General features: G+C 62.6%; 19 protein-coding genes and 6 tRNA genes. 6 read left to right on the plus strand and 19 right to left on the minus strand.

The annotated features are described in order from the left end of the window. Nucleotides 1–315: 315 nt before the first annotated feature. Nucleotides 316–1,623: an isocitrate lyase gene (gene aceA / locus VSR68_RS17070; protein ID WP_342940974.1), complete on the plus strand. Its 1,308-nt coding sequence runs from the start codon at nt 316–318 to the stop codon at nt 1,621–1,623. 333 nt (nt 1,624–1,956) lie between these two features. Here the strand turns inward: aceA and VSR68_RS17075 are convergent, their stop codons facing one another. Together VSR68_RS17075 and VSR68_RS17080 are read right to left on the minus strand one after the other, a co-directional pair. Continuing rightward, entirely contained in the window at nt 1,957–2,391 is a 435-nt protein-coding gene (locus VSR68_RS17075; RefSeq protein WP_012400765.1) for a universal stress protein, read from the minus strand. A gap of 258 nt (nt 2,392–2,649) precedes the next feature. Further along, complete coding sequence (locus VSR68_RS17080) at nt 2,650–3,552, minus strand: LysR family transcriptional regulator (protein ID WP_087735403.1); 903 nt, start codon at nt 3,550–3,552, stop codon at nt 2,650–2,652. Nucleotides 3,553–3,706: 154 nt separating this feature from the next. Here VSR68_RS17080 and VSR68_RS17085 point away from each other — a divergent pair, with 154 nt between their 5' ends. After that, nucleotides 3,707–4,507, plus strand: coding sequence for a haloacid dehalogenase type II (locus VSR68_RS17085; RefSeq protein WP_342940975.1), 801 nt, complete (start codon nt 3,707–3,709; stop codon nt 4,505–4,507). A gap of 83 nt (nt 4,508–4,590) precedes the next feature. After that, the gene (gene aceB, locus VSR68_RS17090) at nt 4,591–6,183 is read left to right on the plus strand and encodes a malate synthase A (RefSeq protein WP_342940976.1); all 1,593 of its coding nucleotides are present in this window, start codon (nt 4,591–4,593) and stop codon (nt 6,181–6,183) included. Nucleotides 6,184–6,397: 214 nt separating this feature from the next. Here the strand turns inward: aceB and VSR68_RS17095 are convergent, their stop codons facing one another. Both VSR68_RS17095 and rraA read right to left on the minus strand, forming a co-directional pair. After that, nucleotides 6,398–6,805: a gamma-glutamylcyclotransferase family protein gene (locus tag VSR68_RS17095; protein WP_342940977.1), complete on the minus strand. Its 408-nt coding sequence runs from the start codon at nt 6,803–6,805 to the stop codon at nt 6,398–6,400. A gap of 47 nt (nt 6,806–6,852) precedes the next feature. After that, complete coding sequence (gene rraA, locus VSR68_RS17100) at nt 6,853–7,347, minus strand: ribonuclease E activity regulator RraA (protein WP_342940978.1); 495 nt, start codon at nt 7,345–7,347, stop codon at nt 6,853–6,855. Nucleotides 7,348–7,528: 181 nt separating this feature from the next. On the opposite strand from rraA, the gene VSR68_RS17105 reads away from it, so the two are divergent. Next, nucleotides 7,529–8,416, plus strand: coding sequence for a helix-turn-helix transcriptional regulator (locus VSR68_RS17105; RefSeq protein WP_342940979.1), 888 nt, complete (start codon nt 7,529–7,531; stop codon nt 8,414–8,416). 113 nt (nt 8,417–8,529) lie between these two features. On the opposite strand, the gene VSR68_RS17110 is transcribed toward VSR68_RS17105, so the two are convergent. From VSR68_RS17110 to gltX, 7 genes are all read right to left on the minus strand, one after another. Further along, nucleotides 8,530–8,994 (minus strand): GNAT family N-acetyltransferase, encoded by a 465-nt coding sequence (locus VSR68_RS17110; RefSeq protein ID WP_090864827.1) that lies wholly within the window; start codon nt 8,992–8,994, stop codon nt 8,530–8,532. A 165-nt stretch (nt 8,995–9,159) separates the two neighbouring features. Next, nucleotides 9,160–9,236 (minus strand) — tRNA-Asp (locus VSR68_RS17115). Nucleotides 9,237–9,315: 79 nt separating this feature from the next. Then, a tRNA-Glu gene (locus VSR68_RS17120) sits at nt 9,316–9,391 on the minus strand. A 66-nt stretch (nt 9,392–9,457) separates the two neighbouring features. Continuing rightward, nucleotides 9,458–9,534: transfer RNA gene (locus tag VSR68_RS17125), tRNA-Asp, on the minus strand. Between the two features lie 79 nt (nt 9,535–9,613). Then, nucleotides 9,614–9,689 (minus strand) — tRNA-Glu (locus VSR68_RS17130). Between the two features lie 147 nt (nt 9,690–9,836). Next, nucleotides 9,837–9,912, minus strand: a tRNA-Ala gene (locus VSR68_RS17135). A 142-nt stretch (nt 9,913–10,054) separates the two neighbouring features. Beyond that, nucleotides 10,055–11,464 (minus strand): glutamate--tRNA ligase, encoded by a 1,410-nt coding sequence (gene gltX / locus VSR68_RS17140; protein WP_342940980.1) that lies wholly within the window; start codon nt 11,462–11,464, stop codon nt 10,055–10,057. 345 nt (nt 11,465–11,809) lie between these two features. On the opposite strand from gltX, the gene VSR68_RS17145 reads away from it, so the two are divergent. Further along, complete coding sequence (locus VSR68_RS17145; RefSeq protein ID WP_428983522.1) at nt 11,810–12,823, plus strand: patatin-like phospholipase family protein; 1,014 nt, start codon at nt 11,810–11,812, stop codon at nt 12,821–12,823. Between the two features lie 157 nt (nt 12,824–12,980). Here VSR68_RS17145 and VSR68_RS17150 read toward each other — a convergent pair whose 3' ends face one another. From VSR68_RS17150 to VSR68_RS17170, 5 genes are all read right to left on the minus strand, one after another. Continuing rightward, entirely contained in the window at nt 12,981–13,652 is a 672-nt protein-coding gene (locus VSR68_RS17150) for a C40 family peptidase (RefSeq protein WP_342940982.1), read from the minus strand. A 149-nt stretch (nt 13,653–13,801) separates the two neighbouring features. Beyond that, entirely contained in the window at nt 13,802–15,412 is a 1,611-nt protein-coding gene (locus tag VSR68_RS17155; RefSeq protein WP_342941080.1) for a dipeptide ABC transporter ATP-binding protein, read from the minus strand. A 17-nt stretch (nt 15,413–15,429) separates the two neighbouring features. Further along, nucleotides 15,430–16,509 (minus strand): ABC transporter permease, encoded by a 1,080-nt coding sequence (locus tag VSR68_RS17160; RefSeq protein ID WP_342941081.1) that lies wholly within the window; start codon nt 16,507–16,509, stop codon nt 15,430–15,432. Nucleotides 16,510–16,537: 28 nt separating this feature from the next. Beyond that, nucleotides 16,538–17,578 carry a microcin C ABC transporter permease YejB gene (locus VSR68_RS17165; RefSeq protein ID WP_342940983.1) on the minus strand — a complete coding sequence of 347 codons (1,041 nt, stop codon included), beginning with the start codon at nt 17,576–17,578 and terminating at the stop codon, nt 16,538–16,540. Nucleotides 17,579–17,655: 77 nt separating this feature from the next. Further along, nucleotides 17,656–19,578, minus strand: a complete 1,923-nt coding sequence (locus VSR68_RS17170; RefSeq protein ID WP_342940984.1) for an extracellular solute-binding protein — start codon at nt 19,576–19,578, stop codon at nt 17,656–17,658. 109 nt (nt 19,579–19,687) lie between these two features. On the opposite strand from VSR68_RS17170, the gene fabI reads away from it, so the two are divergent. Then, a complete protein-coding gene (fabI, locus tag VSR68_RS17175; protein ID WP_342940985.1) occupies nt 19,688–20,479 on the plus strand; it encodes an enoyl-ACP reductase FabI in 792 nt (263 codons plus the stop codon). Between the two features lie 123 nt (nt 20,480–20,602). On the opposite strand, the gene VSR68_RS17180 is transcribed toward fabI, so the two are convergent. From VSR68_RS17180 to VSR68_RS17190, 3 genes are all read right to left on the minus strand, one after another. Then, a complete protein-coding gene (locus VSR68_RS17180) occupies nt 20,603–20,950 on the minus strand; it encodes a hypothetical protein (protein ID WP_342940986.1) in 348 nt (115 codons plus the stop codon). Between the two features lie 518 nt (nt 20,951–21,468). Beyond that, a tRNA-Ser gene (locus VSR68_RS17185) sits at nt 21,469–21,562 on the minus strand. Between the two features lie 215 nt (nt 21,563–21,777). Then, the gene (locus VSR68_RS17190) at nt 21,778–23,028 is read right to left on the minus strand and encodes an aspartate kinase (protein WP_342940987.1); all 1,251 of its coding nucleotides are present in this window, start codon (nt 23,026–23,028) and stop codon (nt 21,778–21,780) included. Nucleotides 23,029–23,146 lie beyond the last annotated feature (118 nt).

Genomic DNA, 23,146 nt, shown 5'->3' on the forward strand with positions numbered 1-23,146 from the left:
TCGGTTTTTTTACGCCCCAGCTGACGTTTCACGATGCGAAAAATTTTTTTGCGTCGTAAAAAATCGTGCTGCGTAGCACAAGAACGGCTGTTGCAAGATGGAAAATTTCGTTTCTCAATGCGAAACGTAACAGACAACCCGTTGAAAAATAAAGAATAAAAATCGCCGAAAAAGCCTTGGTGATGTCTGTTCCGGCCGACGCCTTTTGCCTAGACTCTTATATAAGACTTCACCCAACGAGATGCCTCCGGCAGCCCTCGCTTCGTGGAAGTCACGAGTCCACCGCACCCCTCTTCAGGCAAAAAGGAGTACACCATGTCGCGTAACGAACAGGCAAAGCAACTTCAACAACAGTGGGAAACCGACAGCCGCTGGAAAGGCATCAAGCGCGGCTTCACGGCGGAAGACGTCGTGCGCCTGCGCGGCTCGCTGCAACCCGAGCACACGCTCGCGCGTCGCGGCGCCGAACGGCTGTGGAACGGCATGAAGGAAGAGCCGTTCGTCAACGCGCTCGGCGCGCTGACGGGCAACCAGGCGATGCAGCAGGTCAAGGCCGGCCTGAAGGCCATCTATCTGTCGGGCTGGCAGGTCGCCGGCGACGCCAACGTGGCGGGCGAAATGTACCCGGACCAGTCGCTGTATCCGGCGAACTCGGTGCCGCTCGTCGTGAAGCGCATCAACAACACGCTCACGCGCGCTGACCAGATCCAGTGGTCGGAAGGCAAGAATCCGGGCGACGAAGGCTATATCGACTACTTCGCGCCGATCGTCGCCGACGCCGAAGCCGGTTTCGGCGGCGTGCTGAACGCGTTCGAGCTGATGAAGGCGATGATCGAAGCGGGCGCGGCAGGCGTGCACTTCGAAGACCAGCTCGCTTCCGTGAAGAAGTGCGGCCACATGGGCGGCAAGGTGCTCGTGCCGACGCGCGAGAACGTTGCGAAGCTGACGGCCGCGCGTCTCGCCGCCGACGTGTGCGGCGTGCCGACCGTGCTGATCGCGCGCACCGACGCGGAAGCCGCCGACCTGATCACGTCCGACGTCGACGACAACGACAAGCCGTTCCTCACGGGCGAGCGCACGATCGAAGGCTTCTTCCGCACGAAGCCGGGCCTCGAGCAGGCCGTGTCGCGCGGTCTCGCGTACGCGCCGTATGCCGATCTGATCTGGTGCGAGACGGGCAAGCCGGATCTCGAATACGCGAAGAAATTCGCCGAGGCGATCCACAAGGAATTCCCGGGCAAGATGCTGTCGTACAACTGCTCGCCGTCGTTCAACTGGAAGAAGAACCTCGACGACGCGACTATCGCGAAGTTCCAGAAGGAACTCGGCGCGATGGGCTACAAGTTCCAGTTCATCACGCTCGCCGGCTTCCACGCGCTGAACTACTCGATGTTCAACCTCGCGCACGGCTATGCGCGTCAGCAGATGAGCGCGTTCGTCGAACTCCAGCAGGCCGAGTTCGCCGCCGCCGAGAAGGGCTTCACGGCTGTGAAGCACCAGCGCGAAGTAGGCACGGGTTACTTCGATGCCGTCACGCAGACGGTCGAGCGCGAAGCATCGACGACGGCCCTGCACGGCTCGACGGAAGACGAGCAGTTCTTCGACAACAAGAAGGTCGCCTGAACAGGCTGACGTCGTCTGACGTCAGCGGCTTCAACGGCCGAAGATATGCGCCTTTCGCACGCAGCATCGTGAAAAACGGCCCCGCAGAGGGTCGCTTCCCTACCCGGTTCGGACGGCCGCTGAAGGCCGTCCGAATGCGGATGCGACGAACCTGAGAGATACAACACGGTAGCAAAGTCGGCACGCACCACGCGCCGATGCAAATTGGAAATACGCGCGCCGGCTATCCGCTGGCGCGTGTCCTTTCAGACATCCTGAGTCAAGAACGCGAACTTCGCGAACTGCCCGGCAGAAGGCCCGTTAAGCGCCAGGAACATGGGCAGACAACGCGCGCTATCGATAGACAATCACCGGAATTTTCGTATGCGTGAGCACGCGCTGCGTCTCGCTGCCGATCAGCAGACTGCCGAGTCCGCGCCGCCCATGCGACGCCATGAAGATCACATCGCAGCCACCCTGCTCGGCCGCTTCGATGATGCCCAGATACGGCGATGGATGCACGCTCGTCTGGCTCGTGCATTCGACACCCGCGCCGCGCGCGGCCTCCTCGACCTCCTGCAGATGCTGACGCGCTTCGCGCTCGCTGCGGTCCTGAAAGTCGACGGGCGGTTCGATCACGACTTCGGAAAACGGCGAGTACGGATATTGCGGCAGGCACGCGTACGCGGTGACGCGCGCGCCGACTGCCTGAGCGAGATCGATCGCACCGTCGATCGCTTTTTTCGACAGATCCGAACCATCGGTCGGTACGAGGATGTGCTTGAACATGGTGCCCTCCGTCGTCGACTGCAGGTGTGGAAAACGCCCGGTTGCCGCTCGCCGCTGTGCATCGTCACGAGCGCGCCGATGCGTGCGCTCATGCGTTTCGAATCGCCTGCGCCGCGCCGGCAGCGAAGCGGCACGGCAGGCCGTCAAAACGATTGTAGTGCGCCGAAATGTCGTGCAACGGGCGCGTGCGGGCATGTCCGCATATCGGAAACCCGCGCGGGCTCTGACGTTCTGCTTGCGGCTTTGTACACGCCGAAATCAACCCCAATACGCCGGATCGCCGTACGTATGCTTGAGAAAGTCGAGGAAAAGTCGTACGCGCAACGGAAGGTGACGCCGTTGCGGAAACACTGCGTGGATGCCGATGGGCGGCGCGGCGAATTCGTCGAGCACGCTGACGAGGCGCCCCGCCGCGATATCCATGCCGACTTCCCACCACGAACGCCACGCGAGTCCATAGCCTTCGAGACACCACTCGTGCAGCACCGCGCCGTCCGAGCATTCCATCGTGCCCGACACCTTGATCGTCACGACCTTGTCGCCCTGCTGGAACATCCAGCCGCGCTGCTGGTTCGCGCTCGCGCCGAGCGCGAGACAGTTGTGATGCGCGAGATCGGCGAGCGTCTGCGGCGCGGGACGACGCGCCAGATAGGCGGGCGACGCGACGCACACTCGCTTGTTCTCACCCAGCCTCAACGACACCAGCGACGAATCGGGCAATTCACCCAGCCGTATCGCACAGTCGAATCCTTCGTTAACCAGATCGACCATGCGATCGGACAGATCGAGAGAAATCGTCACGTCCGGATGCGCGACGGTGAACGTCGGCACGAGCGGCGCGACATGCCGGCGGCCGAAACCGGCCGGCGCCGTCACGCGCAAATGGCCGCTGGCCTTGACACCGCCTGCCGATACGCTGGCCTCGGCGTTCTGCATGTCGTGAATGATGCGCTGACAGTCTTCGAGAAACGCCGAGCCTTCGTAGGTCAACGTGATGCGGCGAGTCGTGCGCACGAGCAGCTTCACACCGAGGCGCTCTTCGAGCGCGTCGATGCGGCGGCCGATGATCGCGGGCGCGACGCCTTCGGCCTGCGCGGCCCCAGACAGGCTGCCGCGCGCCGCGACGGTCACGAAAGTCTCGATCTGCTTGAAGCGGTCCATCTGCGAATGACTGGGCGCATCGATCGCGCACGAATTAGGTGATGCGCGTCAGATTAGGTTGATGAAAGTAAAAGATCAAGTGATCTTTAGAGTCTTTTTAAGCACAAGCCGTCACGAATAGAATCGAACCGACCTCTGAATGGAGCGCATGGCAATGTCGGCCACAACCACACTCTTCCCCAAGGCAGTGATTTTCGATGCGTACGGCACGTTGTTCGACGTGCATTCCGTCGTTGCTGCGGCGGAGCAGATGTTCCCCGGCCGCGGCGATGCGCTTTCGCAGTTGTGGCGGCAAAAGCAGATCGAATACGCGCAGTTGCGCACGCTGTCCGACCCGGCTGGTGCCCGCTACCAGCCGTTCTGGAACATCACGCTCGACGCACTGCGCTTCTCCGCGCGCAAGCTGAGCCTCGCGTTGAACGCGTCCGGCGAAAAGCGCCTGATGGACGAGTACGCATGTCTTTCCGCGTTTCCCGACGTGCTGCCCGCGCTGCGGCAGCTTCGCGGCATGCGTGCCATGGAAAGCGCCGCGCAGATCGGTCTCGCGATTCTCTCGAACGGCAATCCGCAGATGCTCGACATCGCTGTCAAAAGCGCGGGCATGGCAGACGTGTTCGATCACGTGCTTTCGGTGGATGCCGTGCGCGCGTTCAAGCCGGCGCCCGCGAGCTACGCGCTCGGCACACAGGCGTTCGGCGCGAGCGCGCGCGAGATCGTGTTCGTGTCGTCGAACGGCTGGGACGCGAACGGCGCGAACTGGTTCGGCTACACGGTCTTCTGGCTCAACCGCCAGGGTGCGCCCGCCGAGGAACTGGGCGTCGCGCCGCATGGCACGGGCAGGAGCATGAGCGAACTGATTGCGTTTATCGACAACCTCGCGCCATCTGAGAAAGCAGAGAAAGCGGGCATACGGGAGACAGGCAGCAAGCGCGTGCGCCACAGCCCTGGCGCATGACGACACGCCCCGCACTCTATTGAGACGACGCATTGCAATTGCATCAACAAGCATCTTTAAAACTGACCGACCAAGGAGAAATCATGGCGAACACGCTGTCGCTGCCGCAGGGCATGAACATCACGGGCGAGATCAAGCCCGGATTCGAGACCATTCTCACGCCGCAAGCGCTCGAACTCGTCGCCAGCCTGCACCGCACGTTCGAGCCGCGCCGCCAGCAGTTGATGAAAGCGCGTGCCGAGCGCGCAAAACGTCTGGACGCCGGCGAGCGCCCCGACTTTCTCGCGCAAACGCAGAGCATCCGCGAAGGCGACTGGACGATCGCGCCTCTGCCGCAGGATCTGCAATGCCGCCGCGTCGAGATCACGGGTCCCGTCGACCGCAAGATGATCATCAACGCGCTGAACTCGGGCGCGGACTCGTACATGACCGATTTCGAGGATTCGAACGCGCCGAGCTGGGATAACCAGATCACCGGTCACATCAACCTGAACGAAGCCGTGCGCCGCACGATCTCGCTCGAGCAAAACGGCAAGTCGTACAAGCTGAACGACAAGATCGCGACGCTGATCGTGCGTCCGCGCGGCTGGCATCTCGACGAGAAGCACGTGAGCGTCGATGGCCAGCGCGTGTCGGGCGGCATCTTCGATTTCGCGCTGTTCCTGCATCACAACGCGAAAGAGCAACTGTCGCGAGGCACGGCCCCTTACTTCTATCTGCCGAAGATGGAAAGCCATCTCGAAGCGCGTCTGTGGAACGACATTTTCATCGCGGCGCAGGAAGCCGTCGGCGTGCCGCGCGGCACGATTCGCGCAACCGTGCTGATCGAAACGATCCTGGCCGCGTTCGAAATGGATGAGATCCTGTACGAGTTGCGCGAACACAGCTCAGGTCTGAACGCCGGACGTTGGGACTACATCTTTTCGGCGATCAAGAAGTTCAAGAACGACAAGGACTTCTGCCTCGCGGATCGCTCGCAAATCACGATGACGGTGCCGTTCATGCGCGCCTATGCGCTGCAACTGCTGAAGACGTGCCACCGCCGCAACGCGCCGGCGATCGGCGGCATGAGCGCGTTGATTCCGATCAAGAACGACGCGGCCGCAAACGAGAAAGCGATGGCCGGCGTTCGCTCCGACAAGGCGCGCGACGCGACGGACGGTTACGACGGCGGCTGGGTCGCGCACCCGGGTCTCGTGCCCATCGCGATGGAAGAGTTCGTCAAGGTGCTCGGCGACAAGCCGAACCAGATTGGCAAGCAGCGCGCCGACGTACAGGTGACGGGCAAGGACCTGCTCGACTTCCGCCCCGAAGCGCCCATCACGGAAGCGGGCCTGCGCTACAACATCAACGTCGGCATTCACTACCTGGGTTCATGGCTCGCGGGCAATGGTTGCGTGCCGATTCACAACCTGATGGAAGACGCGGCGACGGCGGAAATTTCGCGATCGCAGGTCTGGCAGTGGATTCGTTCGCCGAAGGGCAAGCTCGAAGACGGACGCAAGGTGACGGCCGATCTCGTGCGCGAACTGACGGCGCAGGAACTCGACAAGGTGAAGGCCGCGATTTCCGGCGATACGAAGCCTTATGATCGCGCGGCGCAAATCTTCAGCGAGATGTCGACGTCGGAAAACTTCACCGAATTCCTGACTCTGCCGCTTTACGAAGAACTCTGAAGAACTCTGAGCATTGCGATGCGTGCCGCCGGTTAGCCGCTGCTTGCGGCCTTTCCGCCAGGCGCTCGACGCGATAGCTCGACGGTTGACCGACCGGGAATGGCCTGGCGGGCGTCATGCCTGCTGGGCCGTTCTTTTTCGCCGACGCGCTTGCCGCTTCGAGCTTTACAGACGCGATGCGCGCGCAACGAACGCCGCCGCCCGCCTCTTCCGATTAACGCCCGTTCGAACGCCGGTGCGCAACCCAGTCGCCCGAACGGATCTCGGGCAATCCTTTGACGGCCTCGCGCTGCACCGGATAGTAGCGGCACGTGATGGGCGCGCCTTCGACGTCGACGGTCACTTCACGCGGCACGAACAGCCCCTCGACACCCGGATACACCTGCTCGATCTCATCGAGCACCGCAACGAGTCCGTCGTCGATTTCGTAGACATCCCCTTGCACATGAATGCCTGCGTCATCGGGAACGAAACCCGGATACGCGCCGAAGTCGAAGAGACGCCCGCGCACGGTGGCCGAACCGACCAGCGTGGGCGCCGCGATGTCGTTGCGCGCCGCCGCGGCGCCGATGTCGTTGATTTCGCCGGCACGCAAGGTGCCATACACAAAGACGTTTTGCATCCGTTCACTATCCTCGATCAAATCAGACTTGCGTGCCGCCGTCACGGTCACGCGAGCGATGCGCTCGCGATCAGCACGCCGTCGATATCCGCATAGACCCATTCACCCGGGCGCACTACCGATCCCGGCAGCCGCACGGGCACATCGCGCTCGCCGCCACCGCGCTTCTGGCTGCGCTGCGGATTCGTCGCGAGCGCAACGATGCCGATATTGCACTCGTTGAGTTCGAGCGCATCGCGCACGCAGCCGAACACGACGATGCCTGCCCACCCGTTCTTCTCGCCGATCTTGCCCAGGTTGCCGCCGACGAGCGCGCAGCGCAGGCTGCCGCCTCCGTCGATCACCAGCACGCGCCCCGCTCCCTTTTCTTCGAGCGTCGCGCGCACCAGCGTGTTGTCTTCGAATACCTTCAGCGTGACGGCCTCGCCGCCGAAGCGCGCCGCGCGGCCGAATCGGCTGAACACGGGATCGAGCACGCGCAACGTGCCCGCGGCCAGCTGGTCTTCATGCGCATCACACAGATCTGCAGTTGCGAAGTTCATAAGCGTCCCCTGACGAAAACGAATCCGGTGCATTATGCCGCGCCATTTTTACGATGTCCCATCGGCCGTTCGGCTAATGCCGCGACGACGCGCAGGACCCTACAATGACATGCATCGCGTGGCCCGACCCGCGCCGTCGTCCGGCCCTGCCGTCCAGCCTCGCAGTCCAGTCCATTACGTCATGACCGAAGCCGCCCGTTCAACGCCGCCCGCTGCCGCGAAAGCCCCGACTGAGCTATCGACACGCGTCGATTTCGCCGACATTCCGCCCGAATTCGCGCCAACGCCGACGCATCCCATCCGCGTGCGCTCGCGGCCGATGCCTGCGGGCGTGCGCATCGCGCGGCACACGCACGCGTGGGCGCAGGTCGCGTATGCATCGCGCGGCGTACTTCGCGTCGGCACGTTCGGCACCACGTGGATGGTGCCGCCGTCGCGTGCGATCTGGGTGCCGCCTTATGTGCTGCACGAAGTGGTGATCGTCGAAGAAGCGTTTCTGCGCACGCTCTACGTGAACGAGGCGGCCGTGCCGGCGGGGCTGGATACGTGCCGCGTCGTCGAGGTATCGGGGCTGCTGCGCGAAGTGATTGCCGCACTCGATACGCCCGGCCTGCAGCCCGACCGCGAGCGGCTGCTCGGCTCGCTCGCGCTCGACGAGATCACGCGCTCGCAGCCGCTGCCTTTGTCCGTGCCGATGCCGACGGAAAAGCGTCTGCGCGCATTGTGCGAAGCGGTGCTCGCCGATCCCGCGAATGCCGACTCGCTGGAGCGTTGGGCGTCGACGGTCGGCGCGAGCACGCGCACGATCGCGCGGCTCTTTCGGCAGGAACTGGGCGTGAGCTTTTCGCAATGGCGTCAGCAGGCCGTGCTCGCCCGCGCGATTCCGTTGCTCAGCCAGGGGCGTCCGCTATCGCATGTCGCACGCGAGTTGGGGTACCAAAGCCAGAGCGCGTTTTCCGCGATGTTCAGGCGTGCGTTCGGAGAGAGTCCGCGAGCGTTCATGTTGCGCGGCGCGGAGCACCGGCGCGACGAGCCGGAGCGCGATGAAGATGACGATGCTTCGATGTGAGCGCGCGGACGAGGGCCGCACGTCGATGCGAGTGCAGAACTCGACGGCTGGCTGAACGCGAGCGTCGATCGCGATTCGTGATCGGTCGACAGGATAGAGCGCCGCTGACGCCCTCAGACGCGCCGCGCCATATGCCGGATCGAACCCAGTTGCGCGAGACGCGGGCCCGCGAGCCGATAGCCCATCCGTTGATAGAGACGCGCGGCGGGGTTATCGACGAACACGCGCAGTTGAAGTTCGGACAGCCCCCGAGCCCGCGCCCAGCGATGCGACGTATTCAGCAGGTACGTGCCCGCGCCGCGTCGCCGGTGGCCTTCGGCAATCTGCACATCGCGGATGTGCAGCGAGTCGCCCTCCTCGGTGATGCGCAGCACGCCGATACGTTCGCCGTCCACTTCGAGAATGAAGTTTTCCGACTCGCGCCAGCTCGCCAGAAACAGGTCGCTGCGCCACACGAGGTGATGGCGACGGTAATACCCACCCATGTTGTTGCGCGTCAGCGCCTCGGCGAACTGGAAGTCGTCCATGCTGGCCTTGCGCAAGTAGAAGGGAGACGGATCGTCGGTCGGGTCGAGCATCGCGCGGAGACGAAAGGGTCGGTCCGCACAACGTTAAGACAGGCGGGACGCGCTGGCAATGGCTGTTTGCCCGACAGCGATGCGAGCGGCGTGACGGATGCAGCACACAATCATTGCGTGCAAAAACAAAAAAGCCCGCTGACTATTCAGCGGGCTTCATGTTTCTGGCGGAGCGGACGGGACTCGAACCCGCGACCCCCGGCGTGACAGGCCGGTATTCTAACCGACTGAACTACCGCTCCAGTCTTGCTACCTGACTTGCGAGCGTCGGTTAGCTCTCGCAAGCGCATCGCTTGAATCTCATCAAGCAACGCCAGTATCTGGCGTCCCCTAGGGGATTCGAACCCCTGTACTCACCGTGAAAGGGTGATGTCCTAGGCCTCTAGACGAAGGGGACAACGTACTTCACACACTACTGCTTACACCTTTAACGAAAAAGCCCGCTCACCGAACGGGCTTAATCTGGCGGAGTGGACGGGACTCGAACCCGCGACCCCCGGCGTGACAGGCCGGTATTCTAACCGACTGAACTACCACTCCAGTCTTGCTACCTGACTTGCGAGCGTCGGTTACTTCTCGCAAGCGCATCACTTGAATCTCATCAAGCAACGCCAGTATTTGGCGTCCCCTAGGGGATTCGAACCCCTGTACTCACCGTGAAAGGGTGATGTCCTAGGCCTCTAGACGAAGGGGACATAATCTTTTCAGATCTGTCTCGTTCTTGCTGCTAACTTCATTCATCAGCAGCGAAGACCGCTATTCTAACTGCTCTACTACTGCTTGTGAAGTCTTTTTTGCTACAGCTTCCGGCTGCTAACCGAAACGACTTCACTCTGTTCTGATGGTGGAGGTAAGCGGGATCGAACCGCTGACCTCTTGCATGCCATGCAAGCGCTCTCCCAGCTGAGCTATACCCCCTTGCAGAACAGAAGCGAGATTGTAGAGAGCATTTTTCGCTTTGTAAATACCTCTTGAGTCGATTCGCGCAATTTTTCTGCGACGCCGCGTCGTGCATACGGCGCGGCTTCTTCGACCCATCCAGCTTATGCCTGAGCGACGTTCACGCAAGCGCCTTTTCGATACGACTCACGACGACGTCGCGTCCGAACAGCATCAGCACGCTGTCGATCGAAGGCGTATGCGTCGTGCCCGCGACCAGCAGGCGCACAGGCATCGCGATCTGCGGCATCTTCAGCTTGTGCGCGCCGAGCGTCGCCTTCAACGCGGCGGCGATCCCCTCCTTCGTCCAGTCGCAGGTCTTCAACGCAGCGCCCAGATCGGCAAGCGCGGGGCGCACCGCGTCCGTCACATGCTGCGCGAGCGCTTCCGCGTCCGGTTGGGGCTCGCGATAGAACATCGCGGCGTTGTCCACGATCTCCTTCACCGTCGACGCACGATCCTTCATCAGCGCGATCACGGCCGCGAGATCCGCGCCCTTTGCGAGCGTCGCATCGTCGATCCCGAGCGTCGCGAAGAACGACTTGCTCAGTTCAGCAAGGCGAGCGTTGTCCGCTTCCTTGATGTAGTGGTTGTTCAGCCAGTTGAGCTTGTTGTGGTCGTACTGCGCGGGCGACTTGCCCAGATGCTCGAGATCGAACCATTCGACGAACTGCTCGCGCGAGAAGATCTCGGCATCGCCATGCGACCAGCCGAGCCGCGCGAGATAGTTCAGCACGGCCTCTGGCAAATAGCCCGCGTCGCGATAGCCCATCACGCTCATCGCGCCATGACGCTTGCTCATCTTTTCGCCCTGCTCGTTCAGCACCGTCGGCAGGTGCGCATAGACGGGCGGCTCGGCGCCGAGCGCGCGCAGGATATTGATCTGGCGCGGCGTGTTGTTGACGTGATCGTCGCCGCGAATCACGTGCGTGATCTTCATGTCCAGGTCGTCGACAACCACGCAGAAGTTATAGGTCGGCGTGCCGTCCGGACGCGCGATCACGAGATCGTCGAGTTCCTCGTTCGAGATTTCGACGCGCCCCTTCACCGCGTCGTCCCACGCGACGACGCCCGTCAGCGGGTTGCGAAAGCGCAGCACGGGCTCGACGCCGGCGGGCGGCGTCGGCAGCACCTTGCCCGGCTCGGGACGCCATGTGCCGTCGTAGCGCGGCTTTTCGCCCGCTGCGCGCTGACGCTCGCGCAGCGCGTCGAGTTCTTCCGTCGACATGTAGCACGGATACACGAGCCCCTGCGCCCGCATCTGCGCGAGCACCTCGCGGTAACGATCCATGCGCTGCATCTGGTAGAACGGACCTTCGTCGTAGTCGAGGCCGAGCCATTGCATGCCTTCGAGAATCGCGTCGACGGACTGCTCGGTCGAGCGCTCGACGTCGGTATCCTCGATACGCAGCACGAACACGCCCTTCATCTTGCGCGCGAACGCCCACGGATACAGCGCAGAGCGGATGTTTCCCAGGTGAATAAAGCCGGTTGGGCTCGGTGCGAAGCGGGTACGAACGGGAGTGGTCATGTGTGGTAACTCGAAGACGGACGCCGGCGCCGGCGGACATCGAAACCGGGGCGCGGCAACGAAAACGGTTCGCGCCTGACACGGGCAACAGCAGCTGATTTCAACGGCTGGCTCGGTGCGGACACGATTGAAAAAGAGAGAGCCGAAATTATACCCGCCGACGGCATATCCACCTGGCCGCGCGCTCGGACAAAGGCGGGCGCAGAACACGTGACGCCGCATCTGTAGACGATTCCCTCGACCGGCTTCAACGGATTGTCGCGGCATGATCGCTTTGCATTATGATGTGCGCGCGCCGCTATCCGCATCGACGCAGCGCGCGACGATCGCCATCGGCGATCATCTTTGCAAGACACGCGGCGCGACGCATTCATAGGGACGCCGGCGCCGTCGCTGGAGAACTCGTTGAAACCGTCATCGCCACGTCTGTCCCGCCGCACTTTCTCGATTGCCGCGGCCTCCGCTGTCCTCTCCGCTTGCGCGTCGACGGGCAGCAAGCCCGAAAACGTCACGCCGACACCGAGCACGGCATCGAACAATCCTCCGCCGCCAATCATCAAGCCGCAGCGCCCGTTGCGCGTCGGGCTCGCGCTCGGCGGCGGCGCCGCGCGCGGCTTCGCGCATATCGGCGTGATCAAGGCGCTGGAGGCGCGCAACATCAAAATCGATCTGGTGTGCGGGACGAGCGCCGGGTCGGTAGTCGGCGCGCTGTACGCATCGGGCCTGAACGGCTTCGCGCTCAACAAGCTGGCGCTGACGATGGACGAAGCGTCGATCAGCGACTGGGCGATGCCGTTCCGCACCCGTGGCTTTCTGCAAGGCGTCGCGCTGCAAAACTATCTGAACCGCACGCTCGACAACCGCCCTATCGAGAAGATGGCGAAGCCACTCGGCGTCGTCGCAACGGATCTGAAAACGGGCCAGCCGATTCTCTTTCAGCGCGGCAATACGGGCATTGCGGTACGCGCGTCGTCGAGCGTGCCGTCGGTGTTCGAGCCGGTGAAGATCGGCGGCCACGAATACGTCGACGGCGGCCTCGTCAGCCCGGTGCCCGCGTCGTTCGCGCGCAAGATGGGCGCGGACTTCGTGATTGCCGTCGATATCTCGGCGCGGCCCGAGACGGCCGTCACGGAAAGTTCGTTCGATATCCTGATGCAGACGTTCACGATCATGGGTCAGACGATCAAGGCATACGAACTCGACAAATACGCCGACGTCGTGATTCGTCCGAACCTGAATGCGATGAGCGGCACCGACTTCGGACAGCGGAACGCTGCGATCCTTGCTGGCGAGGAAGCCGCTGCGCGCATCGCGCCCGAGTTGATCAGCAAGCTGGCGGCGGCACGCGCGACCGCCTGACCGCGGCTGAAAAAGGCGCCTGCTGCCGGATGCGGGCGCCAGTCACTGCCCCGCCCAGATCTAGCAAGGAATCGCTAAGCCGGAAAACAAAAAGGCCCGCTTCTTTCGAAGCGGGCCTTTTGCATGAAACTGGCTGATGGACTGACGGACGATCGCCTTAGTTACCGTTGCCGAGCGTCGCGCTCACGCGCTGACGCAGTTCCTGCTGCTGCGGCACTGACGTTTCGATGCGGCGCGCGCCCGTGAAGCGCTTTTCCCAGTAACCGCTATCCAGATCGTCGACGCGGATCGTGCTGCCCGTCGAAGGCGAATGCACGAACTTGTTGTCGCCGATGTAGATGCCAACGTGCGAGAACGTGCGGCGCATCGTGTTGAAGAAGACGAGATCGCCCGGCTTCAGATCGGCGACGCGCACCTTCTCGCCGACGCGGCTCATCTCTTCGGCGCGGCGCGGCAGCGCCATGCCCAGCGTATCCTGGAACACGTAGCGGACGAACCCGCTGCAATCGAGGCCCGAATCGGGCGTATCGCCGCCCCAACGGTAGCGCACGCCGATCATGTTCAGCGCGCCGACGACGACGTCGCCCGCCTTGCCGGCAACGCCTGACAGAAACGAACGGGCGCCGCTCTCGGAATTCGAACTGGAGTTTTGCGCGGCTTGTGTGGTGAAGGACACGGAATTCGACGCGGAACCGGTCGAATATGAGGCATTCTGGTTAAAGCTGCTTACTTCATCGGCAAAAGCGCCGGGAGCCGCGGCCATCAGTACGCCAATGAACATCCCGGCGACAACGCGCGTGCATGCCTGGGTTAGGTGTCGGTGCTGCATTGGTCTGGTGGTTGGTATCGGTTGTTGCAGTAGTTTTTGCCTGAAAATCAACAGGCTAGGAAAAAGTTTGGTCGATACTAGCCATTAAGTATTCACATGTCAAAACAAATAGAAAAATACAATGACTCGTCGCACCCAATTGGCGAATGTCAGCTCGTAAACGCCGCTTTCAAGAGTTTTCGCGTGTAAGGGTGCGTGGGTTCGGCAAAGATCCGCTCCACATCGCCCGACTCGACGACCTCCCCGTTTTGCATCACCGCGACCCGATGCGCCATCGCCCCGATGACGGCCAGATCGTGGCTGATGAACACGAAACCCAGGTTGTATTTGCGTTGCAAACCGGCGAGCAGTTTCAACACCTGTTGCTGGATCGAGACGTCGAGCGCGCTGGTCGGCTCGTCGAGAATCAGGATGCGTGGCTCGAGCACGAGCGCGCGCGCAATCGCAATGCGCTGGCGCTGTCCGCCCGAGAATTCATGCGGATAGCGGTGCAGCGCCGTGCGGTCGATGCCGACTTCGCGCAGCACGGCAACCACCTTGTCGCGCCGCGCGTCGGCGCCAAGCTGCGGCCGATGCAGCGCAAGCCCTTCGCCGACGATCCGCTCGATCGTCTGCCGCGGCGAAAGCGAACTAAAAGGGTCTTGAAAGACGACCTGCATGTTCGAGCGCAGCGCTGTCCGATCACGGCCCCGATAGCTGCCAAGCGCCCGGCCCTGAAACTCGATCGCGCCGTGCGCAGTGCGTTGCAGGCCGAGCAGCGCCATCGCGAGTGTAGATTTTCCCGAGCCGGATTCGCCGACGATGCCGAGCGTCTCCCCCTGCCGCACCGACACCGTCGCGTCGGCGACAGCACGAAAGCGGCCCGAGCGGAACCAGCCTGCGAAGCCGGGCAGCTTCGTCTTGAAGTCGACGCAGACATCGCGCGCATCGAGCAGCACGAGCGAAATCGGCAGCACGGGCACGGCCGTGCGTTCCGGACGGCTTTGCAGCAGGCGTTGCGTGTACGGATGCTGCGGCGACGTGAAAAGCGTCTCGACGGGCCCGCTTTCGACGAGCACGCCCTTCTCCATCACCGCGACGCGCTGCGCGAAGTGCCGCACGAGGTTCAGGTCGTGCGTGATCAGCAGCACGGCCATCCCGCGCTTTTCCGCTTCGTCGCGCTGCAGTTCCAGCAGCAGCTCGACGATCTGCGCGCGGATCGTCACGTCGAGCGCCGTCGTCGGTTCGTCGGCAAGCAGCAGGCGCGGACGGCACGCGAGCGCCATCGCGATCATCGCGCGCTGCCGCTGTCCGCCCGACAGCTGATGCGGATAGCTGTTCACGCGCTTGCCCGGCTCGGTGATGCCCGTGCGTTCGAGCAGCACGACGGCGCGCTTGCGCGCCTCGTTCGCGGGCACGCCGTCGTGCAGCACGATGGTTTCCGCGATCTGCTCGCCGATCGTGTACAGCGGATTGAGCGCTGTCATCGGCTCCTGGAAGATCATTGCGATGTCCGAGCCGCGCAGCCCGCGCATCTCGCGCTCGCTCTTCGCGAGCAGGTCTTCGCCGTTGAAGCGGATCGTCCCGCTCGTCTGCGCGTCGTTCAGCAGGCGCAGGATCGACAGTGCCGTCACGCTCTTGCCCGAGCCGGATTCGCCGACCAGCGCGACCCGCTCGCCGCGCGCGATCGCGAGCGACACATCGTTCACCGCGACCGTATCGCCGAACGTCACGCGCAGGTGCTCGAGTTCGAGCAGCGGCCCTTCGTTCCTGATCGGCATGGCGCTGACTGATTCGCTCACTGATTGCCCCCTGCCTTCATCGCGTCGGAGATGCGCGTGTCGAGCGCGTTGCGCAGCGCGTCGCCCATGAACGTCAAGAGCAGCAGCGTCACGACGAGCACGCCGAACGTCGACACGGAAATCCACCACGCGTCGAGATTCGCCTTGCCCTGCGCGAGCAGCTCACCGAGGCTCGGCGTCGGCGGCGGCACGCCGAGGCCGAGAAAATCGAGGCTCGTCAGCGCGAGAATCGCGCCGCTCATCCGGAACGGCAGAAATGTGATGACGGGCGTCAGGCTGTTCGGCAGCACGTGCCGCCAGATGATCTGCCAGTTCGACAGCCCCATCGCGCGCGCGGCGCGCACGTAGTCCTGTTGCCGGTTGCGCAGGAATTCGGCGCGCACGTAGTCGGACAGGCCGATCCAGCCGAACAGCGACAACAGCACGATCAGCAGGATGAATCCCGGCTCGAAGATCGACGCGAAGATGATCAGCAGATACAGCTCCGGCAGCGCGCTCCAGATTTCGATCAGACGCTGCCCGATGATGTCCGTCTTGCCGCCGAAAAAGCCTTGCACCGCGCCCGCCAGCACGCCGAGCACCGTGCCGATGAACGTCAGCACGAGCGCGAATTCGACCGACACGCGAAAGCCGTACACGAGCCGCGCGAACAGATCGCGGCCGCGGTCGTCGGTGCCTAGCCAGTTGTCGCGTGAAGGCGGCGCAGGGTTCGGCACCTTCGAGAAGTAGTTGAGCGTGTCGTAGTAGTACGGGTTCGGCGGATAGACCGCGAAGTTGCCGGGCAAGTCGAAGCGATGCCTGATGTACGGATCGAGATAATCGGCGGGCGTCGGGAAGTCGCCGCCGAATGTCGTCTCCGCGTAGTCCTTCACGAGCGGGAAATAGTAGTGGCCGCCGTAGCGCACGACGAGCGGCTTGTCGTTCGACCAGAGCGGCGCGGCAAGACTCGCCGCGAACGCGACGACGAAGACGATCAGGCTCCAGTAGCCCAGCCGCTGCTGCCTGAAGCGCAGCCACACGCGGCGCGCAGGCGTCGGCGACACGAACGCGCGCACCGGCTGCGCGCGCGACGACATTTCGGCATCGGTACGAACGCGGCTCAAATCAGCGCTCCAGTTGTTCGAATTGAATGCGTGGATCGACCCACACGTAACAGAGATCGGAGATGAGCTTCGTCGCGAGCCCGATCAGCGTGAAGAGATACAGCGTGCCGAGCACGACGGGATAATCGCGCCGCACCACCGATTCATACGACAGCAAGCCGAGGCCGTCGAGCGAGAACAGCGTTTCGATCAGCAGGCTGCCCGTGAAGAACGCGCCGATAAACGCCGCCGGAAAACCGACGATCAGCGGCAACAGCGCGTTGCGAAACACGTGCTTCCACAACACGCGCCGCTCGGTCAGGCCTTTTGCGCGCGCCGTCAGCACGTATTGCTTGCGGATCTCGTCGAGGAAAGCGTTCTTCGTGAGCATCGTGACGACGGCAAAACTGCCGACCACCGACGCGACGATCGGCAACGTGATGTGCCACAGATAGTCGAATATCTTGCCGAAGAAACTCAGCTGGTCCCAGTTGTCGGAGGTCAGATTGCGCAGCGGAAAGAGCTGCAAAAACGTGCCGCCGCCGAACAGCACGAGCAGCAGCACGCCGAGCACGAAGCCGGGAATCGCGTAGCCGATCAGCACGACGAGACTCGTCGCCATATCGAAACGCGAGCCGTTGCGCACCGCTTTCGCGATGCCGAGCGGCACCGAGATCAGATACGTGAGGAAGAACGTCCACAGCCCGATGCTGATCGACACGGGCAGCTTCGACACGATCAGCGACCACACGCTCTGATGGCGGAAATAGCTCTGCCCCAGATCGAAGTGCGAGAAACGCTTGAGCATCAGCCAGTAGCGCTCGAGCGGCGGCTTGTCGAAACCGTAGAGCGCCTTGAGTTGCGCGACCTGTTGCGCGTCGACGCCGCTGTGCGCGCGCAGGCCGAACGGCGCGCCGCCTTCGGCCGTATTGCGGCGCAGTTCGTGCACCGCCTGTTCGACCGGGCCGCCCGGCACGAACTGGATCACGGCGAAGGTCAGCGTCAGCACGCCGATCAATGTCGGGATCATCAACAGCAGACGTTTGAGGATATAGCTCCACATGGCGGCGGTCCGTTAGGCGCCGATCGGAAGACCGGCGCATTGATCAAGAAGGCGTGATGTGAACGTGCGACGCGCGATCACTGCGGCTGCGCGAACCACCACATCGAAGTGATCCAGGCGTCCGCCGTATAGTACAGCGGCAAGGTCTTCGGCCACGCGAGCCCGCGCTTGAACGCCACGCGATGCGTCGCGCTGTACCAGTGCGGGACGATGTAATAGCCGTTGATCAGCACGCGGTCGAGCGCGTGCACGGCGTCGACCAGTTGCTCGCGCGTCTGCGCGGCGACGAGCGCGCGCAGAATGGCATCGACGGCAGGCGACTTCAAACCGATCAGATTGCCGGAGCCGGGCTCGCCGGCGGCCTTGCTGCCGAAGCGGTCGATCATGTCCGCGCCCGGCACCTGCACATCCGGAAAGCGGATCGTCGTCACATCGAAGTCGAACGCGTCGATACGCTTCTGATACACCGCGAAGTCCGTCACGCGAAAGCGCGCCTCGATGCCGAGCTTCTGCAGGTTGCGCACATACGGCGCGATCACGGGCTCGAACGCCGCCGACGAACCCGAATCGTCGAGTATCTCGAACACGAACGGCTCGCCCTTCGCGTTGCGCAGCGCGCCGTCGCGATAGGTCCAGCCCGCTTGCGCGAGCAGCGCGCGGGCTTCGAGCAGATTCGCGCGCAACGAGCCCGGCGGGTCGCTATCCGGCTGCTTCGGCGGCATGCCGAAGACGGACGGATACAACTGCGCTCGCCACGGATCGAGCAGTTTCAGTTCGCCCGGCGACGGCAATCCCTTTGCCTGCAGATCGGTATTGACAAAGAAACTGTCGATCCGCTTGTACTGGTTGTAGAACAGCTGCCGGTCGAGCCATTGAAAATCGAGCGCGAGATCGAGCGCCTTGCGCACGCGCACGTCGGAGAAAATCGGCCGGCGCTGGTTGAGGATGAAGCCCTGCATCCCCGTGCCGTTGTGATGCGGGAATTCGCGCTTGATCAGCTCGCCGCTGTCGAACTTCTTGCCCACGTCGCGCCGCACCCAGTTGCGCGCGATGTTCTCGACGAGCGCGTCGTACTCGCCCGCCTTGAACGCTTCGAGGCGCGCGGTCGCATCCGAGTACAGCTTGTAGTTGATGCGCTCGAAGTTATACGTGCCGACGCGCACGGGCAGCTTTTCGCCCCAGTAGTTCGGGTCGCGCTTGTACGTGATCGTGCGGCCGTTGTCGTAGCTCTCGATCAGATACGGACCGCTGCCGATCGGCTTCTCGAATGCGAGCTGATCGAACGGCGTGCGGCCGCCGTCCGGCTTCATGCCCCACTTGCGCGAGAACACGGGCATGCCGCCCGCGAGCAGCGGCAACTCGCGGTCGTGCTGCTTGAACTCGAAGCGCACCGTCGCGGGATCGACGATCACGACGCGCGTGATATCCGCGAAATACGCGGCGAATTGCGGCGCGGCCTGCGGGCTCTTCAACGTATCGAACGAGAACTTCACGTCCTCGGCGGTGACGGGATCGCCGTTCGAAAAGCGCGCATGCGGGTTGAGGTGGAAAGTCGTCGACAGGCCGTCGGGCGCGACGTTGATATCGTCGGCAAGCAGGCCGTAGGCGGAGGCGACTTCGTCGGCGCTGCCTGTGGTCAGGCTTTCGAACAGCAACCCGATGCCGGGCGCCGCGTTGCCGCGCAACGTGAACGGATTGAACTTGTCGAAGCTCGTCGAGCGGTCGGGATTCGCGAGCACGAGCGTGCCGCCGCGCGGCGCGTCGGGATTCACGTAATCGAAGTGCTTGAAGTCGGGCGGATACTTCGGGTTGCCGTATTGCGCGATCGCGTATGCGGCTTGAGCATGCGATATGCCCAAAGGCGACACGGCGACCAGCGAACCCGCGCATAGAGCGAGCGCGGTGCGCGACATCGTCCTGCAACGGGCACGCGACACGAGACGAATCATTGTGCGCCATATCGAGCGCGGCGCTTCAACCCGTCGCGTGCCTGTCGTCATGGGTGCCTTATTGGTCGGTGGGCGGTTGCAATGTGAGAGAATTCTACCCAAAATCCTGCGCGTTCCCGCACTCTGTCATCGCGGCGCGCTGACCTCATTAGGAGAATTCATGGGCTTCCTCGCTGGTAAACGAATCTTGCTGACGGGCCTCCTGTCGAACCGTTCGATTGCATACGGTATCGCGCAGGCGTGCAAGCGCGAAGGCGCTGAACTGGCGTTCACGTATGTCGGCGACCGCTTCAAGGACCGTATCACCGAGTTCGCGAACGAATTCGACAGCAACCTCGTGTTCCCGTGCGACGTCGCCGACGATGCGCAAATCGATGCGCTGTTCGCGTCGCTGAAAGAGCACTGGGACAGCCTCGACGGCCTCGTTCATTCGATCGGCTTCGCGCCGCGCGAAGCGATCGCGGGCGACTTCCTCGATGGCATGACGCGCGAAAACTTCCGCGTCGCGCACGACATCTCCGCGTACAGCTTCCCGGCTCTCGCGAAGGCCGCGCTGCCGATGCTGTCGAACGACGCGGCGCTGCTCACGCTGTCGTACCTCGGCGCGGAAAAGGCGATCCCGAACTACAACACGATGGGTCTCGCGAAGGCATCGCTCGAAGCGAGCGTGCGCTATCTGGCCGTGTCGCTGGGCGCGAAAGGCATACGCGTCAACGGCATTTCGGCTGGCCCGATCAAGACGCTCGCGGCAAGCGGCATCAAGGGCTTCGGCAAGATTCTCGATTTCGTCGAAGGCAACGCGCCGCTCAAGCGCAACGTCACGATCGAACAGGTCGGCAATGCGGCGGCATTCCTGATGTCCGATCTCGCTGCCGGCATGACGGCTGAGATCATGCACGTCGACAGTGGCTTTAGCGCGGTGGTCGGCGGAATGGCTGCTATCGGCGAGTGATTGATGTTCTGAGGCGTGCCTGCTTGCGGCACGTGCGGATGTCTCCTCGTTGCCCGCGCAACGGGATAAAAAAACCGCCCCATTGGGGCGGTTTTTGTTGGCGCGAACAACTCAGCGCCAGAATCAATGCCAGCCGTTGTGACGGCCGTTGTCCCAGTGGCCATGATCATGGCCATAGCCACCGCCATGATGCCGATACCAATCGTCACGACCCCAGTAACGGCGGCCATCCCAGTAACGGTCGCCGTGCCAGCCGATTACGACGGCAGGCGCAGCCACAACGGGTGCCGGCTGATAGACGATGGGCGGCGGCGGGGGCGGCGGCGGCGCATAAACGGGCGCCGGCGCGACGTAGACGGGAGCGGGAATACCGATGTTGACACCGACGTTCAGTCCCCCAGCCATCGCCGCACTCGACGCGCCAATCGCCAGCACGCCAGCGATCAACGGGATAACACGCATGGACTTCATGGTTTCACCTTTTTGCGGAGTTGTTTGTGTTTATCGACTGCCTGATTCGAATATAACAAAGCGACGCTAAACGCGTATTTCAACTTTGTAATAACTGATGCATAACATCGCATTGCAAAGCGCGTCGTAATCTGCTGTTACATGCGACAGGTTTTGGTCATATGCGCGGCTGCTTTCGCTGTCGCGTGTGCGCAAATCTCGCCGCTTCAGCGTTCGATTTGCAATGCGCATAGACGGTTCGTTTGGTTATCCCAGGTAAAGAGCGATTCGATCGATTCGGCGCATGCGTATTGCCGGCACCGCTAGCGCTCGATGAAAAGACATTGCATCCGTATCGATGTTTACGGACATGCCGATGCAAAGTTGAGTTGCGCTGATATGCAGCCGCTTGAATAGGCGCGACGATGCGAAGGCGTCGACGACACGCGCAAACCGCAGCACCGAATATCCACGAAAAGCGAGCGCAAAAACAAAAAACCCCGCAGAGCCGCGGCTCTACGGGGTTCCACCGCCATTTCTGGCGGAGACGGAGGGATTCGAACCCTCGATCCAGGTTTTGGCCCAGATGCTCCCTTAGCAGGGGAGTGCCTTCGACCTCTCGGCCACGTCTCCCAAATCTTCGCTCGCGCCAGGGAGGCAGCGCGACGAAGCCAAGATAATAGCGGGTTCGCAGGCCGAGGTCAATTTTTACTTCACACTTTTTGTGCCAGAAGCGTCAATTCGATGCCACTTCTTCGACCTTCGCACACTGCCCCGCTTTATCTCCAACAACCCTCACGCAAATGCCCGTTGCCGAAACACTCGAACCACACGGACATCGGCGCGCATCACGCCTGATCGAGTTCGAACGCCTTATGCAGCGCGCGCACGGCGAGCTCCATGTACTTCTCGTCGATCAGCACCGAGATCTTGATCTCCGACGTCGAGATCATCTGGATGTTGATGCCCTCTTCCGACAGCGTGCGGAACATCTTGCTCGCGATGCCGACGTGCGAACGCATGCCGACGCCAACCACCGACACCTTCGACACCTTCGGATCGCCGAGTACCTGTTCCGCGCTCACGTGACCCTTCACCTGGTTCGTGAGAATGTCCATTGCGCGCTGATAGTCGCCGCGACCGACCGTGAACGTGAACGCCGTCTTGCCCTCGACGCTCTGGTTCTGAATGATCATGTCGACATCGATATTCGCGTCGGCGACGGGGCCGAGAATCTGATATGCGATGCCCGGCTTGTCGGGCACACCCATCACGGCGATACGGGCTTCGTCACGCTGAAACGCGATTCCCGAGATGACTGCTTTTTCCATGGTTTCGTCTTCTTCAAAAGTAATCAGAGTGCCCGACTTCATTTCTTCGTCGAGCGACATCAGCGGATCGGTCAGGCTCGACAGCACGCGCGTCTTGACCTGATATTTGCCGGCGAATTCGACCGAGCGAATCTGCAGCACCTTCGAACCGAGGCTGGCCATTTCCAGCATCTCTTCGAACGTCACGCGATCGAGGCGCCGCGCTTCTTCGACCACGCGCGGGTCCGTCGTGTAGACGCCGTCGACGTCCGTGTAGATCAGGCATTCATCCGCTTTCAGCGCCGCGGCCACCGCGACCGCCGACGTGTCCGAGCCACCGCGGCCGAGCGTCGTGATGTGGCCTTCCGGGTCGATGCCCTGGAAGCCGGTGATGACTACGATCTTGCCTTCGTCGAGATCGCGCAGCACGCGCTCGCCGTCGATGTCGTTGATGCGCGCTTTCGTGAACGCGCTATCCGTTTTGACGGGCACTTGCCAGCCGGTGTAGCTGACGGCGTCGACGCCTGCGTCATGCAGCGCGATGGACAGCAGGCCGACGCTGACCTGTTCGCCCGTCGACGCGATCATGTCGAGTTCGCGCGGGCTCGGCTGCGGCGAAATCTCTTTCGCGAGGCCCAGCAGGCGGTTCGTTTCGCCGGACATCGCCGAGGGCACGACGACCATCTTGTGGCCTGCCTTGTGCCATTTCGCGACGCGCTTCGCGACGTTCTTGATGCGCTCGACCGAGCCCATCGAGGTGCCGCCGTATTTGTGTACGATGAGTGCCATTGTCGTTCTGAACTGAAGGAGAAACTGGAGCTACGCGAACCGGCGCGCACCGCGCGCTGGAGACGGCCGCACAATAAGCACAGGGCACAACGTTCGGGAACGACGGCGGAGTGTGGCG

It is taken from the genome of Paraburkholderia phymatum, assembly GCF_038900715.1.
Lineage (GTDB): Bacteria > Pseudomonadota > Gammaproteobacteria > Burkholderiales > Burkholderiaceae > Paraburkholderia > Paraburkholderia phymatum_A.